We start from the raw sequence: 16,567 nt of genomic DNA, 5'->3' as shown, positions 1-16,567 counted from the left end.
CGCACCCCGCTATGCACCCCGCGGGAAGGGTAGACGCGGGTCAATAGACCGGCAATCCGGTTTCTCGCGCCAAACATCCGTGAAAGCCGCGAGTTGCAGGGGGTGGCTAGCGCGATGGTTGAAGTTCGGCGTCAACACTCTGGAATGGCTCGGAAATAGTGATGCACGCGCCATGCACGGAGCATGCACCGAACATCGGTACGATTCCGGCCGTTCGGCACCGGTTAACCAGTTCGTGGCAGGGTCGGGGCTTCACGGATTTCCGGAAGTTTTCATGACCGAGCGCAAACGCACCAAGCGGCAGGAGCGGAGCTATGCCGAAATGCTGGCCCATATCGCGGAGCTGGAGGACTGGAACCGGCGGGACCGGCTGAAGCGGGCGGCGATCCCGCGCGACTGGTACGAGATCGCCGCGAAGACCCCGACGAAGCCGAGGAAGGTGCGGCTGACCGCCGGCTATGACGCGGACGTGGCGCGCTGGTACCGCTCGCTCGGCCAGGGCTATCAGGCGCGGATGAACGCGGTGCTGCGCGCCTATATGCTGGCGGTGGTGTCGAAGGAGATCGAGGTGGCGGGCGACCGGGATTGGAAGGGCGATCCGATCTGAGGGCGGTGGGGGGCGGGGGCGAGGAGGCGGACAACGAAGAGGCGGACCGAGGTCCGCCCTACGGTTGGTCGGGGGAAGGCTTGTGAAAGCTTTGGGTGGAAAGATCGCGGCGGAAGAAGTATTTTCGGAGAAGGAGATGTGCCCCGATGGTCGATGAGCCTGAGAACCATACGATCCGATTGTTGCAGGAGATGCGCGAGGAAATGCGCGCGGGGTTCGCGGAAGTCCGTGACGAGTTTGCGAATGTGAACCTGCGCATTGACGGGGTGACGCATATCCTGACGCTGCTCGCGGGGCGGTCGCACGATCATGAGGAGCGGATCGAAAAGCTCGAGACGGAGCGGTAAGGGGCGGCGGACCGCGAGGAGGCGGACCGAGGTCCGCCCTACGGGTGGCGGGGCGGGTTGGGTTGCGCAGTAACCACCCGGCCGGTACAGCAATAGGATGCCGATCAACCCAGATATGGAACAGGGTCTTAGGGACGCCTTCAGGGCCAAGAAGACGATCTTTCAGTCTCTAACCAGAGAAATCGAACTTACTTTGCGCAATGCCATTCAAGCTGCCGGCTTGATTGTATACCAAATTGAAGCGAGGACCAAAGAAGAAGATAGTTTTATCAAGAAGTGTGGTAGAAAGCGATACACAGATCCCCTCACGCAGTCGACTGATGTCAGTGGTTGTAGGGTGGTATCTAACTATCGCATTGACATAGACGCCATTGAGCAGGTCATCAGGGGTGCCTTTGTCATTGACGAGGTAAACTCGGCTAGGCACGATCAGCCGTCGGACCCTACGGCATTTGGGTATAGCTCGCGTCACTTTGTTGTAACGTTAAAAGAGCCTTCCAACATTTATTTAGCCGGCCACAAAGCGGAGATCCAAGTCCGAAGTGCACTTCAGCACATTTGGGCAGCTATCGAGCATAGCCTGCAGTACAAGAAAGAACTGGACAGGCCTGAGATTTTCACGCGGCGATTCGCACGGGTCGCCGCTATGCTCGATTTGGTCGATGATGAATTCGACAGTCTCAGGGCTGAGGCGACTCAAGCGCTCATGAAGGTCGTGGGTGATCCGCAGATTCAAGAAGCTGAGTTTGAAGAAGATAGGATTGGCGCGCCGAGTAGCCGAGAAGCCTTGCCAAGATATTTAATGTCGGTTGGGCTGCAGGACGCCCTTATCATTAAGGATATAGTAAGCGAATTTGGACCAAAATCCATCGGCTCTAAGGAATGGTTGAGTAGCTATATTCAAACCCAAAAGCAGATAGTTATCCAAAATCGACTTGAGATTGACGACGCAGAAACGGAACTCAATAGGATCTCCGCCGAAGTGCAGAGGGTCAAAGACCGTGGAGAACTGGACGTTCGCAGGATCCGGTTATTGGCTGATCTGGATGCAGTCGGCGCAAGAATTGAAATTGGATCACAAGCTATAAAGGGCGCGCACGCCAAGTTATCGGCGATCGACGCCCTCCATAAGCATGTAACTCGGCCGCAATCACCCCTGCAGGGATCTGACCCTTAAATCCCCCTCCAGCCTGTCCTGCATAGCCAGCGCCGCCGCTCGCGCGCCGGCGGCGGTGGTGTAGTAGGGGATCTTGCCTGAGAGGGTCAGCGCCCTGATCGCGCGGCTGTCGTTGATCGATTGCTTGCCTTCGGTGGTGTTGAAGACGATCTGGACGCCGCCGTCCTTCATTGTGTCGACGATGTGCGGGCGGCCCTCGTAGACCTTGTTCACGCGGGTGGTCGGGATGCCTTGCTCGGTCAGGAATTTCGCGGTGCCGGCGGTGGCCAGCACCTTGAAGCCGAGGGTGTGGAGGAGGCGGGTGGCCTCGATCAGCACCTCGGTCTTGTCGGCGTCCTTGACCGAGACGAAGAGGGTTCCGGTGGTGGGCAAGGCGGTGCCGGCGCCCATCTGGGCCTTGAGGAAGGCGCGGGGGAAGCTGCGGTCCCAGCCCATGACCTCGCCGGTCGAGCGCATTTCGGGGCCGAGCAGCGTGTCGACGCCGGGGAAGCGGTTGAAGGGCATCACCGCCTCCTTGACCGAGAACCAGGGCATGGCGGGGTCGGCCAGGGTCAGCGGGTCGGCGTAAGGCAGGGGATCGTCGGGTCCGACGCCGGCGGGGTAGGGCGCGCGCGCGGGGAAGTTCGACAGCGGCTCGCCGGCCATGACGCGGGCGGCGATGGCGGCGATGGCGCTGTCGGTGGCCTTGGCGACGAAGGGGACGGTGCGGCTGGCGCGCGGGTTCACTTCGAGGACGTAGATATCCTCGCCCTGGATCGCGAATTGCACGTTCATCAGGCCGACGACGCCGAGGGCGAGCGCCATGGCGCGGGTCTGTTCCTCGATCCGGGCGATGATCGAGGGGCTGAGCGAATAGGGCGGGATCGAGCAGGCGCTGTCGCCGGAATGGACGCCGGCCTCCTCGATATGTTCCATGACGCCGGCGATATGCACCGCGCTCCCGTCGCAAATCGCATCGACATCGACCTCGGTCGCATTGGAGAGGTAGCTGTCGAGCAGGACCGGGGTGTCGCCCGAGACATTGACCGCCTCGCGGATGTAGCGGGTGAGCTGGCCCTCGTCGCGCACGATCTCCATCGCCCGGCCGCCGAGCACGTAGCTGGGGCGGATGACCAGCGGGAAGCCGAGCTCGCGGGCCACGGCATGCGCCTGTTCGGGCGAGCGGGCGATGCCGTTGCGCGGCTGGCGGAGGTCGAGCCGGCGCAGCAGTTGCTGGAAGCGCTCGCGGTCCTCGGCGAGGTCGATGGCGTCGGGCGTGGTGCCGAGGATCGGGATGCCGGCGTCGTGCAGCGCGTTGGCGAGTTTCAGCGGCGTCTGGCCGCCGAACTGGACGATGACGCCGTGCAGCGTGCCGTTCTCCTGCTCGACGCGGAGGATTTCGAGCACATGTTCGAGGGTGAGCGGTTCGAAATAGAGCCGGTCGGAGGTGTCGTAGTCGGTGGAGACGGTCTCGGGATTGCAATTGACCATGATCGTCTCGTAGCCGGCCTTGGTCAGCGCGAAACAGGCGTGGCAGCAGCAATAGTCGAACTCGATGCCCTGGCCGATGCGGTTCGGGCCGCCGCCGAGGATGACGACCTTGCGGGCGCCGGTGGGGCGGGATTCGTCCTCGGTATAGCCGTCATGCTCGGCCTCGTAGGTCGAGTACATGTAGGGCGTCTGGGCCTCGAACTCGGCGCCGCAGGTGTCGATGCGCTTGAAGACGGCGCGGATGCCGAGCCGCTGGCGGTCGGCGCGGACCGAAGCCTCGGCGCGGCCGGTCAGTTTGGCGAGGCGCGCGTCGGAGAAGCCCATCATCTTCAGGCGGCGCAGGCCGGCGGCGGTGGCGGGCAGGCCGGCGGCGCGGACGCGCTCCTCCTCCTCGACGATCTCGCGGATGCGCGCGAGGAACCAGGGGTCGAAGCGGGTCGAGGCATGGATCGCATCGTCCGAAAGCCCGAGGCGCATCGCCTGGGCGGCGAGGCGCAGCCGGTCGGGGGTCTGGGCCGAGAGCGCCTTGACGATCGAGGCGGCGGCGTCGGGTCCGTCGGCGCCGGGGATGTCGATTTCGTCGAGGCCGGTCAGGCCGGTCTCGAGGCTGCAGAGCGCCTTCTGCAGGGATTCATGGAAGCTGCGGCCGATCGCCATCGCCTCGCCGACCGATTTCATCGCGGTGGTCAGCAGCGGCTCGGCGCCGGGGAACTTCTCGAAGGCAAAGCGCGGGATCTTGGTGACGACATAGTCGATGGTCGGCTCGAAGGAGGCGGGGGTGACTTGCGTGATGTCGTTGTCGAGTTCGTCGAGCGTGTAGCCGACGGCGAGTTTGGCCGCGATCTTGGCGATCGGAAAGCCGGTGGCCTTCGACGCCAGCGCCGAGGAGCGCGAGACGCGCGGGTTCATCTCGATGACGATCAACCGCCCGGTGTCGGGATGGACGGCGAACTGGACGTTGGAGCCGCCGGTCTCCACCCCGATCTCGCGCAGCACCGCGATCGAGGCGTTGCGCATGACCTGATATTCCTTGTCGGTCAGCGTCAGCGCCGGGGCGACGGTGATCGAGTCGCCGGTATGGACGCCCATCGGGTCGATATTCTCGATGGAACAGACGATGATGCAGTTGTCCGCCTTGTCGCGGACCACCTCCATCTCGAATTCCTTCCAGCCGAGCAGCGACTCGTCGATCAGGATCTGGGAGACCGGCGAGGCGTCGAGTCCGGTCTTGCAGATGCGCTCATAGTCCTCGCGGTTGTAGGCGACGCCGCCGCCGGTGCCGCCGAGGGTGAAGGCGGGGCGGATGATCGCGGGCAGGCCGACGTATTCGATGGCGTCCATCGCTTGCGCCATGTTGGTGACGATGGTGGCCTTGGGGTTCTCGAGCCCGATGCGGTCCATCGCCTCGCGGAAGAGCTTGCGGTCCTCGGCCATCTCGATTGCCTCGCGCTTGGCGCCGATCAGCTCGACGCCGAACCTGTCGAGGACGCCCATGTCGGCGAGGGCGAGGGCGGTATTGAGGCCGGTCTGGCCGCCCATGGTGGGCAGGAGCGCGTCGGGGCGTTCCTTCTCGATGATCTTCGCCACCATTTCGGGGGTGATCGGCTCGATATAGGTGGCGTCGGCCATCTCCGGGTCGGTCATGATGGTGGCCGGGTTGGAATTGACGAGGATGACGCGGTAGCCCTCCTCGCGCAAAGCCTTGCAGGCCTGCACGCCGGAATAGTCGAATTCGCAGGCCTGGCCGATGACGATCGGCCCCGCGCCGATGATCATGATCGAGCGGATGTCGGTTCTCTTCGGCATGTGCGCGGCCTTGCGGTTCGGCCCGGCGCCCTGGGGGACGCCGGTGATTGGGATTCGCCTGAGCTCAGCAAATCGCCGTGGTTATAGAGGGCGACCCGGGGGAGGCAAGCGCATAAGCCCGGCGCGGCCGGCGCGCGGCGCTCGCGCGCGCCCCGTGTCCCCCGCGGCGGTGTTGGTCTCATGCGCCATCCGTCGCCGTTGTCCGTCGGGGCGGAACGCCACCGGCTCGGCGCGCGGCCCGCGCGCGCGCTCGGGGGCGCCGGCGACGGACGGGCCGCCGCCCAGTTCGAGTTGAAGCGCGAGGTCGCGCCGGTTCCCTCGCCGCCGGCCGGGTTGCCGCGGATCGGGTCGGTCGTGCTGCTCGCGGGGGTGCGACGCCTGCGCTGAGCCGGGGCGGCGGGGCGGAACGACCGGCCGAATTCCGAAGCCGTCTCCTGGAGATTTCAGCGGCCGCCTCTTGCCGACCTGCCGGGGGCAGGTCGCGGCGGACGCGCGCCCGGAGGAAACCTCCGGAGGGCGCGAGGGGGGAAGATTTCTCCGGAGTGTGCAAATCGGGACGGTCGTGCCCGGCTTGACCGTCGCAGACGGTCATGCCCCCGGCAGGGCATGACCGTCACGATCTCGCCGACGGTCGAGATCGTGGAGGGGAGGGGCGGGCGCGTCAGGAGACTGTTTGAAGACTCCGCGGGTCGGTCCGGCGGGGCTTTGACGCGGCGGGATCCCGAAAATCCCGTCCCGGACCGACCGGCCGAAGTCCCGGACAGTCTCAGGCGAGGCGGAGGCTGACCGCGCCGAGGGCGATCAGCGCGGCGGCGAGCACGCGGCCGCGGCCGACGGGCTCGCGCAGGATCAGCCCGGCGATGGCGAGGCCGAAGAGGATCGAGGTTTCGCGCAGGGCGGCGACCACCGCCACCGGCGCGCCGGTCATCGCCCAGAGGGCGAGCCCGTAGGAGCCGAGATTGCCGACGCCGCCGACGAGACCGCGGCCGAGATTGCGGCGCGCATAGGCGCGGAGCGCGCGGGGGCGGGTCACGACGGCCCAGAGCACGAGCGGCACCCCGTTCAGCAGGAAAAGCCACATGGCGTAGCTGACCGGGGCGCCGGACAGGCGGACGCCGGCGCCGTCGATCAGCGTATAGGTCGCGATGACGCCGGCGTTGGCCAGTGCGATGATCGTGCCGGCGCGGCCGCCACCGGCGCGGCGGGCGGCGGCGCCCATGGCGAGCACGCCGCCGGACACCAGTGCGACACCGGTCCAGGCGGCGGGCGACAGATGTTCGCCGAGCCAGAGCACCCCGACCAGCGCGACCAGCACCGGCGCGGTGCCGCGCATCAGCGGATAGGCCAGACTCATGTCCTGGGCGCGGTAGGCGCTGGCGACCAGCGTGAAATAGATCACCTGCGCCACGGTCGAGGCGGCGAGGTAGGGCCAGCTCGCGCGGGCGGGCATCGACAGGAACGGCAGCGCCAGCGCCGCGATGAGGCTGGAGGCGGCGGCGATGAGGATGGTGGTCAGGAGCTTGTCGTCGCCACCCTTGACGATGGCGTTCCAACTGGCGTGAAGCGCGGCGCCGAGCAGGACGGCGAGAAAGACCGAAAGCGGCATGGGGTTCCCTCGCGGATCCGGCGGATCGGCCCGCGCGGCGTTCCGCCTCTTATACCAGATCCGTTTGATTGGTCCGGATCGAGATGTTCCCGCGGACCGATCTCAGGGGGCGCCAGTGGCGCGTCGGCGGTTCGCGCGTCCGGAGCAAGCTCGCGGAGGGCGCGAGGGGCGGGGATTTCTTCGGGACGGCTGAATCGGGGCGGGTGTGCCCGGCTTGACCGTCACGATCCCGCCGGCGGTCGAGTTCGTGGAGGGAAGCGGGCGCGAACCAGATGCGCCGCGAGGCCGGCGAGCGGCGGCGTTGACAAAGGGCGAGGGGCGGGACCATCAGGCGGCGGAAGCCGGCGGGGGAAGAGGTCGCAAGGTGGCGTGTCGTGCGTGGTCGGTCGGATCGGGGCTCGAGGAAGCCGGCCGGCGCGCGCGCGCGCGGCGGCCGGATCGGGTGGATCGGGCGCGGCGCGGATGACGGGGGCGCCGTTCATCGAGATCGACGATGGGCCGGGCGGCGCGCCGGCGCGGTTCGCGCGACCGGCGCGGCGGATCGCGGCGCGGGAACCGGCGGAGGTGCCGGCGGCGCTGAGCGCCCTCGACGCGGCGCTGGCGGCCGGGGAATGGGTCGCGGGGTTCGCTTCCTATGAACTCGGCTACGCGCTGGAGCCGCGGCTCGCGCCGCTGATGCCGGAGGGTCGGCGGACGCCGCTGATGCTGTTCGGCGTGTTCCCCGAAGGACCGGGACCGGTCGAGGCGCGGAGGCCGGGCGGCGCGCTGTCGCCGCCGGAACCGCGCTGGGGCTTCGAGGATTATCGCCGGGCCTATGAGCGGGTGGCGGATTATATCCGCGCGGGCGATATCTATCAGGCGAACCTGACCCTGCCGATGGATGCCCGCTGGTCCGGCGATCCCGGGGCGCTCGGGGCGGCGCTGGCGGCGGGTCAGCCGGTCGGACATGGCGCGCTGGTGGCGCTCGACGAGGTGGCGCTGATCTCGCGCTCGCCGGAACTGTTTTTCGCGCTCGACGGGACCGGCGGCGTCGAGGCCCGGCCGATGAAGGGCACCGCGCCGCGCGATCCGGTGCGCGCCCGCGACCTCGCCTTGCGCGACGCGCTCGCCGTGGATGTGAAGAACCGCGCGGAAAACCTGATGATCGTTGATCTTCTTCGCAACGACATATCGCGGGTGGCGACGCTCGGCTCGGTCGAGGTGCCGGAGCTTTACCGGGTGGAGAGCTATGCGACGGTGCATCAGATGGTGAGCCGGGTCACGGGTCGGCTGATCCCGGGGACGCCGCTCTCGACGCTGCTCCGGGCGCTCTTTCCCTGCGGCTCGGTGACCGGGGCGCCGAAGGTGCGGGCGATGGAGATCATCCGCGCGCTCGAACCCTGGCCGCGCGACGCCTATTGCGGGGCGATCGGCTGGGCGGGACCGGACGGGCGCGCGGCCTTCAATGTCGCGATCCGCACGCTGGCGCTTTATCCCGGCGGCGCGGCGGTGCTGAATGTCGGCGGTGGCATCGTCGCGGATTCGACCGCCCGCGCCGAATACGAGGAGGCCCTGTGGAAAGCGCGCTTCACCGACCTCTCCCGGCGGATTTCCGGCTGATCGAGACCATGGCCTGGCGGCGGAACCCGGGTTTTCTCGATCTCGACCTGCATCTCGCGCGGCTGGAGCGCACGGCGCGGGTGTTCGGCATCCGCTTCGCGCCGGAGGAGGTTCAGGCCGCGCTCGCCGATGTCGCGCGGGGCGAGGCGCCGGCGCGGGTCCGGCTGACGCTGGCGCCGGACGGGCGGGCGGCGGCGACGGCGGAACCCTTCGTCGCCGGGCCGGATATCTGGATCGCGCGGATCGCGGAGGAGCGGCTCGATCCAGCCGATCCCTGGCTCAGGGTCAAGACCACGATGCGCGCCCGCTACGATACCGCGCGGGCGGGCCTGCCGAGGGGCGTGCATGAGATGCTGTTCCTGAACCGGCGCGGCGAGATCTGCGAGGGGACGATCTTCAACGTCTTCCTGAAGGTCGGTGACATCTATCTGACGCCGCGGCTCGCCTGCGGCCTGCTGCCCGGCGTGCTGCGCGAGAAGCTGCTGCGCGAGGGCCGGGCGCGCGAGGCGGTGCTGACCCGCGCGGATCTGGGGCGCGGGCGGCTGTTCCTCGGCAATTCGCTGCGCGGCCTCTGCGCGGCGCGGCTGGTCTAGATTTCAGCGGCCGCCTCTTGCCGACCTGCCGGGGGCAGGTCGCGGCGGTCGCGCGGCCGGAGGAAACTTCCGGAGGGCGCGAGGGGTGAAGATTTCTCCGGAGCGTGCAAATCGGGACGGGCATGCCCGGCTTGACCGTCGCAGACGGTCATGCCCCCGGCAGGGCATGACCGTCACGATCTCGCCGACGGTCGAGATCGTGAGGGGAAGCGGCGCGCGCCGGGGCGCGGGGTTGACTTCGGCGGGGCCGCGGAGTGTATCCGCGCGAAGATCCGGAGGAGCCAGACGATGCACGCCTATCGCACCCATACCTGCGCCGCCCTGACGTCCGCCGATGTCGGCGCGACCGCGCGGCTGTCGGGCTGGGTGCATCGGGTGCGCGACCATGGCGGGGTGCTGTTCATCGACCTGCGCGACCATTACGGCATCACCCAGGTGATCTGCGACGGCGACAGCCCCGCCTTCGCGGCGCTGGACAAGGTCCGCGCCGAATGGGTGATCCGGGTCGACGGCACGGTCAAGGCCCGCGACGCCGCGCTGGTGAACCCGAAGATCGCCACCGGCGAGATCGAGGTCTATGCCCGCGAGGTCGAGGTGCTGTCCGTCGCCGAGGAACTGCCGCTGCAGGTGTTCGGCGAGGCCGAGTTCCCCGAGGAGACCCGGCTGAAATACCGCTTCCTCGACCTGCGCCGCGAGAGCCTGCATGCCAATATCATGATGCGCTCCGGGGTGATCGCCTATTTGCGCGATGCGATGCGCGCGCAAGGATTCACCGAGTTCCAGACCCCGATCCTGACCGCCTCCTCGCCCGAGGGCGCGCGGGATTTCCTGGTGCCGAGCCGCCTGCATCCGGGCAAGTTCTACGCGCTGCCGCAGGCGCCGCAGCAGTTCAAGCAGCTGACGATGATCGCGGGCTTCGACCGCTATTTCCAGATCGCGCCCTGCTTTCGCGACGAGGATCCGCGCGCCGACCGCTCGCCCGGCGAGTTCTACCAGCTCGATGTGGAGATGAGCTTCGTCACCCAGGAGGATGTGTTCCAGGCGATCGAGCCGGTGATGCGCGGCGTCTTCGAGGCGTTCGGGGGCGGGCGCCCGGTGACGCACGCGTTCCCGCGCATCGCCTATCGCGACGCGATGCTGTGGTACGGGTCCGACAAGCCCGACCTGCGCAACCCGATCCGGATGCAGGTGGTGAGCGAGCATTTCGCGGGCTCAGGCTTCAAGGTCTTCGCATCCCTGCTGGAACAGCCGGGCAACGAGGTCCGCGCCATTCCGGCGCCCGGCGGCGGGTCGCGCAAGTTCTGCGACCGGATGAACGCCTTCGCCCAGGGCGAGGGCCTGCCGGGGATGGGTTATATCTTCTGGCGCAAGGGCGATGACGGAGCGATGGAGGCCGCGGGGCCGCTGGCGAAGAACATCGGTCCGGAGCGGACCGAGGCGATCCGGCTTCAGTTGGGGCTGAGCGAGGGCGACGCCGCGTTTTTCCTCGGCGGCAAGCCCGGCAAGTTCCAGCCGGTCGCCGGCAAGGCGCGGAATGTCATCGGCAAGGAGCTTGGCCTGACCGTCGAGGATCGGTTCGACTTCGCCTGGATCGTCGATTTCCCGATGTACGAGCGGGACGAGGATAGCGGCAAGCTCGATTTCAGCCACAATCCCTTCTCGATGCCGCAGGGCGGCTTGGAGGCGCTGGAGACGCGGGATGCGCTCGATGTGCTGGGATATCAGTATGATATCGTCTGCAACGGTATCGAGCTCTCAAGCGGCGCGGTGCGGAACCACAAGCCGGAGATCATGTACAAGGCCTTCGAGATCGTCGGCTATTCGAAGGAGCATGTGGACGCGCATTTCGGCGGCATGCTCTCGGCCTTCCGCTACGGCGCCCCGCCGCACGCCGGCATCGCGCCGGGGGTGGACCGGATCGTCATGCTGCTGGCCGGTGCGGAGAACATCCGCGAAGTCATCATGTACCCGATGAACCAGCGGGCGGAGGATCTGATGATGGGCGCGCCGAGCGAGGCGACGGGGGAGCAGCTGCGCGACCTCGGGCTGCGCCTCGCGCCGAAGGGCTGAGATGCCGGCGCAGCCGCCCTTCTACCGGGCCACGGTGCCGGTGTTTGTCGGGGTGCTGGGGCGGCTTGGCGGGGAGCTGGCGCGGGCCGAGGCGCGGCTGGGCGATCGCTTCGCCGAGGCGCTCAATGCCCGGCCGGCGGTGGGGATGATGCCGGTGGCGCGGCAGGTGGCGACGGCGACGCAATTCACGCTGCGCATCGCCTATCCGCTGGTCGGCCGGCGGGTGCCGGAGTTGCGCGATGCGATGGACGGACCGGGGCTTCACGCGCGGATCGCCGGGGCGCGGGCCTTGCTGGAGGCTTTGGGGCCGGAGGAATTCACCCATTCGGGGCGACGGGTGATCCGGGCGCAGGCGGGCCTCGCCGATCTGGAGCTGCCGGCGGAGATGTTCCTGAACGAATTCGGCCTGCCGAACCTCTATTTCCATCATGCGATGGCGCATGTGGCGCTGAAACAGGCCGGCGCCCCGCTCGGCAAGGCCGATTTCGACGGACGGCACATCTATCCCGAGGGGTTTTCCTTCGGATAGGCCGAGTTACAGCATTTTGTTGATTGCTTCGCCTGCGATCTTCCCCGCTCGGACTTCGCGTAGCGCGACGTTGGCTTCGCGATTTCGAGGTTACGCGAAATCGTGACGGGCATGCCCTGTCGTGCCGGAGGCACGCCTTCGGCGTGACGGGGCATGACCGTTTTCAACGGTCACGCCGGGCATGCCCCTTACGATATCAACGCTCCAGAGAAATCTGGACCCCTCGCGCCCTCCGCGGGCTTGCTACGGGCGCGCGAACCGCGGGCGCGCCACTGGCGCCCCCTCAGGGCGGTCCGCGGAGAAATCTCGATCAGGCGGATCTGGTATTATGGGCGTAGGTCGGCCAGTCGGGGCGGTAGTCCTCGCTGGCCTGGTTGCCCCAGACCGTCCAGCCGGGGCGGAGGCCGCGGCCGAAGAGTTCGAGGTAGGGGCCGGAACTGCAGGATTCGATGAGGGAATATTGCTCGTCCGGCTTGCGGGAATGCTCGCGCTTGCGGCTGGCGAGCAGGTTCACCTGACGGCGGCCGGGGGCCAGGGTTCGCGCGGCGCGGCCGCGGGTGCCGAAGAGCAGCAACTCGGTGACGTTGCGGAAATAGAAGCCGACGCCGCGCCCGTCCGATCCGCCGTCGCGCCGGACCTTGTGCCAGACGATGTTCGACTTGTAGGCGAAACCCCAGGCGGCGAGCACGGCGAGCCCCTCGGGCAGGAGCGCGTTCGGCACCCAGAGATAGAGATGGGCGGTCTCGCCGAGATGGTCGGCGACGGGCAGCGCGCTGATCTCGGCGAGGGTCAGCGTGCCGTAGCGCGACAGGCGGCGATGCTCGGGCGCGACCTTGCCGGTGCGATTGGCAAAGCGCCAGGGCGGGTCGGCGAGCACGGTGCCGAAGCGCCGCCCGGCGAGCGTCGCGGCGAGGTCGCGCGCGGCGTCGCCGGCGCCATCGGGGGCGCCATCGGGGGTGATCCCGGATGCGGTGTCGCGGGCCATGGCCAAGCGTAGCGGCCGGGCGGGTGGCGGAGCAAAGGAAAAAGGAAAAAGATCCGCCGTGTCGCGCCGCTCGTCCGGAATGCCGGCCCGTTGCGGTGGAAAGCGGCGCGTGGCAGGTTCGCAGCGGCAGGGAGGCGGGCGATGGTTGAGCTGGGCTGGCGGGTGGAGAACTGGACGGCGCCGGCGCGCGCGCGGGCCATGGTGCTCGAAGGGCGGGCTGTCCGGCTGGAGCCGCTGGGTTCGGGTCATGTCGCCGATCTCCACGCCGCCAACCGGGTGGATGATGCGATCTGGGACTATCTGCCCTATGGCCCCTTCGCCGACGAGGCGGCCTATGGCGCCTGGGTGGCGGAGGTGGCGGGGCGGGACGATCCCCTGTTCTTCGCGGTGATCGATCCTGCGACCGGGCGGCCCGGCGGGGTGATGAGCCTGATGCGGATCACGCCCGAGGCGGGGACGATCGAGGTCGGGCATATCTGCCTGTCCCCAGGCCTGCGAAGAACCCGCGCGGCGACCGAGGCGATCTATCTTCTCGCCGACTGGGCCTTCGGCGCCGGCTATCGGCGGTTCGAATGGAAATGCGATGCGCTGAACCGGCCGAGCCGGCGCGCGGCGGAGCGTTTCGGCTTTTCCTACGAGGGCGTGTTCCGGCAGGCGCTGGTGGTGAAGGGGCGCAACCGGGATACCGCCTGGTTCGCCATGATCGATCGGGACTGGCCCTGCCTCAGGGCGGCCTACGCGGCCTGGCTCGACGACGGCAATTTCGACGCCGAAGGGCGGCAGGCGCGGTCGCTCGGCGGGCTGACGGCGCCCTGCCGGGTGGCGTCGGACCCGGAAGGATGAGGAAGCCCTGGAAGGTCTGGCACCGGCGCTGGAAGGACGGCTGGCTGGCGCGGCCCGGCACCGCCGCCGCCGCGCGCGGGGCGGCGATCGACATGATGGTTTTCGATCATGGCGCGCTGCGCCTCGCCTGGCGCAACCGGCATGAGATCGACGCCGGCGTCTGGCGCGGCAACCAGCCGGATCCGGCGACGATCCGCAAGCTGGCGGGGCAGGGGGTCCGCACCATCCTCAACCTGCGCGGCGAGACCGAATGGGGCTCCTACCTGCTCGAACGCGAGACCTGCCGCGAGGTCGGCATCGCGCTGATCGACCTGAAGTTGAATTCGCGCTATCTGCCGCGGGTCGAGACCATCCTCGAACTCGACCGGATCTTCGCGAGCGCCGAGCGGCCGCTGTTTCTGCATTGCAAGTCCGGCTCGGACCGGGCGGGCTTTGTCTCGGCGCTCTATCTCTTGCTGCGCAAGGGGGCGACGGTGGCCGAGGCGAAGGCGCAGCTCTCCTGGCGCTACCTGCATCTGCGGGGCGGCGGAACCGGGGTGCTGAGCTATCTGCTCGATTGCTACGCCGCCGACACGGCCGCGGCGCCGATGGCGTTTCGCGACTGGGTGACGACGCGCTACGACCGCGAGGCGCTGATGGCGGGCTACAAGGCCGGCGCGGTGGGCGGCTTCGTCACCGACCGGCTGCTGGCGCGGGAGTGACCGCGCGCGCGGGGGGACTTGACGGGGCGCGGGGAAGCGAACATCTGGCCTTCGCGCGGGGAAGCTGACCGCGAAGGAGAGAATTGATGGCCACGCCCGCCCCGGAAGTCCTCGCGTTCCTGCTGAGCCGGCGGTCGAGGCCGGCGCGGCTGCTCGGTCTGCCGGCGCCGGACCGGGCGGAGATCGAGCCGCTGCTGACCGCGGCGGCGCGGGTGCCCGATCACGGCAAGCTGGAGCCCTGGCGCTTCATCGTGCTGCGCGACGTCGGGCTTGGCCGCTTCGCGCAGGCGATCCGGGCGCGCGCGGCGGAGACCGGCGCCGATCCCGAGAAAGGCGCGCTCGCCTTCGAGCAGGCGCCGGTGGCGATCGCGGTGGTCGGCAGTCCGAAGGAAAGCGACAAGGCGCCGCCGATCGAGCAGACCCTGTCCACCGGCGCCGTCGCGCTCGGCCTGCTCAACGCCGCGCTGGCCGGGGGTTGGGGCGCGAACTGGCTGACCGGCTGGCCGGCCTATGACCGCGGTCTGCTGGAGGGGACGCTCGGGCTCGGCCCCGAGGAGTGGCTGGCCGGTTTCATCCATATCGGCAGCGCGGTCGGCGAGGTGCCGGACCGGCCCCGCCCGGACATCGCCGCGCTGACCACCTGGCGCGACGCGTGACGCTGATCGTCGATTTCGGCCGGGCGCTGGGCCAGATGGGCGATCCGCGATTCTCGCGGGTGCTGCTCCAGGCGGTTCTCGTGACGCTGGCCGGGCTCGCGCTGGTGTTCTGGGTGGCGATGCTGAGCCTCGGCTGGCTGTTGCCCGAGACGGTGACGCTGCCCTGGATCGGCACGGTCGGATTTGTCGACAATCTCGTGTCCTGGGCGGCCGTCGGCGTCATGCTGGCGCTGTCGGTGGTGCTGATGGTCCCGGTGGCGGCGGGCGTCGTCGGCTTCTTCCTCGACGAGGTGGCGGCGGCGGTCGAAGCGCGGCACTATCCGAACCTGCCGCCGCTGTTCGCCCTCGGCCTGTCGCAGCAGGTGGCGGATTCGCTGCGCTTCATGGCGCTGGTGATCGCGGTGAATATCGGGGCGCTGCTGGTCTATGTCATCGCGCCGCCGCTGGCGCCGGTGGTTTTCGTGCTGGTGAACGGCTTTCTGCTCGGGCGGGAATATTTCCAGCTTGTGGCGATGCGCCGGCTGGGGCCGGAGGGGGCCCGGGCGCTGGCGCGGCGGCATTTCTGGCGGCTCTGGCTCGGCGGTACGCTGATGGCGGCGCCGCTGACCGTGCCGCTGCTCAATCTGGTGATCCCGATTCTCGGCGTCGCGGTCTTCACGCACCAGTATCACCGGCTGGCGCCGTCGTGAGCGCGATGTCCCGGGGTCGGGACAAAAATAAAGGGGCCGAAGCCCCAGTCTGAACGAGGAAAACCTTGGTCTGGTTCCAGATCAGGTGTCCGTCCGGCGGACCGCGCGCTTCCCGGCTGTCTGTTCGGCCAGACGGTGCGCGCGTTGGGCGAGCGCGGCGCCGGCGAAGCCCAGCAGCGTCATCGCGGTGGCAAGGAGCGTCAGTGTCGTAGATGTCGCCATCGGCGGACCTCCGTAAACTTACCCCGGATTCACCCTAGCACGAATCGCATCGGAGTCGACGCGCGATTGTGTGACGGCGGCGTCCCGCCGGTCCGCCCTGACTCACGCCGTCCTACATCACGCCCCAGATATCGAGATCCGCGACGGTCAGCCCGCCGAAGGCGATGAGAAGGCAGATCGGAACGCTGATGACCAGCGCGGCGATCGTCGCCCAGATCACCTTCTTGCGGATCATCGGATCGGAAGGCGCCGAGCCCGGCGTTCCCGGCACCACGTCGCCCACCTCGCTCTGGGTGCGGAGGCCGATCGGCAGCGCCACCAGCAGCGCGAGAAACCAGCTGGTGGAGAAGACGACGACGATGCTGGTGATCGTCATGCCTGTTCGAGCTCGACCAGCGTGCCGCAGAAGTCGCGCGGATGCAGGAACAGGACCGGCTTGCCATGCGCGCCGATCTTCGGCTCTCCCGTCCCCAGTACGCGGGCGCCTTCGGCCTTCAGCCGGTCGCGCGCGGCAAGGATATCATCAACCTCGTAGCAGATATGGTGAATGCCGCCCGAGGGGTTCTTTTCAAGGAACCCCTTGATCGGAGAGTTTTCGCCCAAGGGATAGAGCAGCTCGATCTTGGTGTTCGGCAGGTCGATGAACACCACCGTCACGCCGTGATCA

At 68.2% G+C, this 16,567-nt stretch carries 18 protein-coding genes; 12 read left to right on the top strand and 6 right to left on the bottom strand.

What is annotated here, in order from left to right; genetic code table 11:
* The first annotated feature begins 274 nt into the window (after nt 1-274).
* The 3 genes from Q0480_RS12505 (at nt 275) to Q0480_RS12495 (ending at nt 2,131) form a co-directional block, all read left to right on the top strand.
* Nucleotides 275-607 (top strand): BrnA antitoxin family protein, encoded by a 333-nt coding sequence (locus tag Q0480_RS12505; protein WP_299133406.1) that lies wholly within the window; start codon nt 275-277, stop codon nt 605-607.
* A 146-nt stretch (nt 608-753) separates the two neighbouring features.
* Complete coding sequence (locus Q0480_RS12500; RefSeq protein WP_299133405.1) at nt 754-954, top strand: hypothetical protein; 201 nt, start codon at nt 754-756, stop codon at nt 952-954.
* Between the two features lie 97 nt (nt 955-1,051).
* A complete protein-coding gene (locus tag Q0480_RS12495; RefSeq protein WP_299133404.1) occupies nt 1,052-2,131 on the top strand; it encodes a hypothetical protein in 1,080 nt (359 codons plus the stop codon).
* Here Q0480_RS12495 and carB read toward each other — a convergent pair.
* A complete protein-coding gene (gene carB / locus Q0480_RS12490; RefSeq protein WP_299133403.1) occupies nt 2,105-5,407 on the bottom strand; it encodes a carbamoyl-phosphate synthase large subunit in 3,303 nt (1,100 codons plus the stop codon). The genes Q0480_RS12495 and carB overlap by 27 nt on opposite strands.
* Nucleotides 5,408-5,587: 180 nt before the next feature.
* Between carB and Q0480_RS12485 the strand changes: the two genes are divergently transcribed.
* Nucleotides 5,588-5,794, top strand: coding sequence for a hypothetical protein (locus tag Q0480_RS12485; RefSeq protein WP_299133401.1), 207 nt, complete (start codon nt 5,588-5,590; stop codon nt 5,792-5,794).
* A 379-nt stretch (nt 5,795-6,173) separates the two neighbouring features.
* Here Q0480_RS12485 and Q0480_RS12480 read toward each other — a convergent pair whose 3' ends face one another.
* A complete protein-coding gene (locus Q0480_RS12480; RefSeq protein WP_299133400.1) occupies nt 6,174-7,013 on the bottom strand; it encodes a DMT family transporter in 840 nt (279 codons plus the stop codon).
* Between the two features lie 462 nt (nt 7,014-7,475).
* On the opposite strand from Q0480_RS12480, the gene Q0480_RS12475 reads away from it, so the two are divergent.
* From Q0480_RS12475 to Q0480_RS12460, 4 genes are all read left to right on the top strand, one after another.
* A complete protein-coding gene (locus Q0480_RS12475; protein ID WP_299133399.1) occupies nt 7,476-8,612 on the top strand; it encodes an aminodeoxychorismate synthase component I in 1,137 nt (378 codons plus the stop codon).
* A complete protein-coding gene (locus Q0480_RS12470; RefSeq protein WP_299133397.1) occupies nt 8,567-9,205 on the top strand; it encodes an aminotransferase class IV family protein in 639 nt (212 codons plus the stop codon). Before Q0480_RS12475 ends, Q0480_RS12470 begins: the two co-directional genes overlap by 46 nt.
* A gap of 288 nt (nt 9,206-9,493) precedes the next feature.
* Nucleotides 9,494-11,275, top strand: a complete 1,782-nt coding sequence (gene aspS, locus Q0480_RS12465) for an aspartate--tRNA ligase (protein WP_299133396.1) — start codon at nt 9,494-9,496, stop codon at nt 11,273-11,275.
* A 1-nt stretch (nt 11,276) separates the two neighbouring features.
* The gene (locus tag Q0480_RS12460) at nt 11,277-11,804 is read left to right on the top strand and encodes a DUF1993 family protein (RefSeq protein ID WP_299133395.1); all 528 of its coding nucleotides are present in this window, start codon (nt 11,277-11,279) and stop codon (nt 11,802-11,804) included.
* 310 nt (nt 11,805-12,114) lie between these two features.
* On the opposite strand, the gene Q0480_RS12455 is transcribed toward Q0480_RS12460, so the two are convergent.
* Nucleotides 12,115-12,789 carry an MT-A70 family methyltransferase gene (locus Q0480_RS12455; protein ID WP_299133393.1) on the bottom strand — a complete coding sequence of 225 codons (675 nt, stop codon included), beginning with the start codon at nt 12,787-12,789 and terminating at the stop codon, nt 12,115-12,117.
* Between the two features lie 198 nt (nt 12,790-12,987).
* Between Q0480_RS12455 and Q0480_RS12450 the strand changes: the two genes are divergently transcribed.
* The 4 genes from Q0480_RS12450 to Q0480_RS12435 all read left to right on the top strand — a co-directional run bounded on the left by Q0480_RS12450 (nt 12,988) and on the right by Q0480_RS12435 (nt 15,678).
* On the top strand, nt 12,988-13,632 hold the full coding sequence (locus tag Q0480_RS12450) for a GNAT family protein (protein ID WP_299133423.1): 645 nt from the start codon (nt 12,988-12,990) through the stop codon (nt 13,630-13,632).
* A complete protein-coding gene (locus Q0480_RS12445) occupies nt 13,629-14,333 on the top strand; it encodes a tyrosine-protein phosphatase (protein ID WP_299133392.1) in 705 nt (234 codons plus the stop codon). Before Q0480_RS12450 ends, Q0480_RS12445 begins: the two co-directional genes overlap by 4 nt.
* A gap of 86 nt (nt 14,334-14,419) precedes the next feature.
* Nucleotides 14,420-14,989 (top strand): nitroreductase family protein, encoded by a 570-nt coding sequence (locus tag Q0480_RS12440; protein WP_299133390.1) that lies wholly within the window; start codon nt 14,420-14,422, stop codon nt 14,987-14,989.
* A gap of 2 nt (nt 14,990-14,991) precedes the next feature.
* Nucleotides 14,992-15,678, top strand: coding sequence for an EI24 domain-containing protein (locus Q0480_RS12435; protein WP_299133421.1), 687 nt, complete (start codon nt 14,992-14,994; stop codon nt 15,676-15,678).
* Nucleotides 15,679-15,759: 81 nt separating this feature from the next.
* On the opposite strand, the gene Q0480_RS12430 is transcribed toward Q0480_RS12435, so the two are convergent.
* The 3 genes from Q0480_RS12430 to mce form a co-directional block, all read right to left on the bottom strand.
* The gene (locus Q0480_RS12430; protein WP_299133388.1) at nt 15,760-15,900 is read right to left on the bottom strand and encodes a hypothetical protein; all 141 of its coding nucleotides are present in this window, start codon (nt 15,898-15,900) and stop codon (nt 15,760-15,762) included.
* A 112-nt stretch (nt 15,901-16,012) separates the two neighbouring features.
* Nucleotides 16,013-16,276 carry a DUF1467 family protein gene (locus Q0480_RS12425; protein WP_299133387.1) on the bottom strand — a complete coding sequence of 88 codons (264 nt, stop codon included), beginning with the start codon at nt 16,274-16,276 and terminating at the stop codon, nt 16,013-16,015.
* Nucleotides 16,273-16,567: methylmalonyl-CoA epimerase (gene mce, locus Q0480_RS12420; protein WP_299133385.1), on the bottom strand; the 295-nt coding region annotated here is incomplete at its 5' end. The genes Q0480_RS12425 and mce, both read right to left, overlap by 4 nt.

This window comes from uncultured Amaricoccus sp., assembly GCF_937891315.1.
Classification (GTDB): Bacteria; Pseudomonadota; Alphaproteobacteria; order Rhodobacterales; family Rhodobacteraceae; genus Amaricoccus.
Note: the sequence above shows the minus strand (reverse complement) of the source record. Positions and strands in the feature narration are given on the sequence as shown.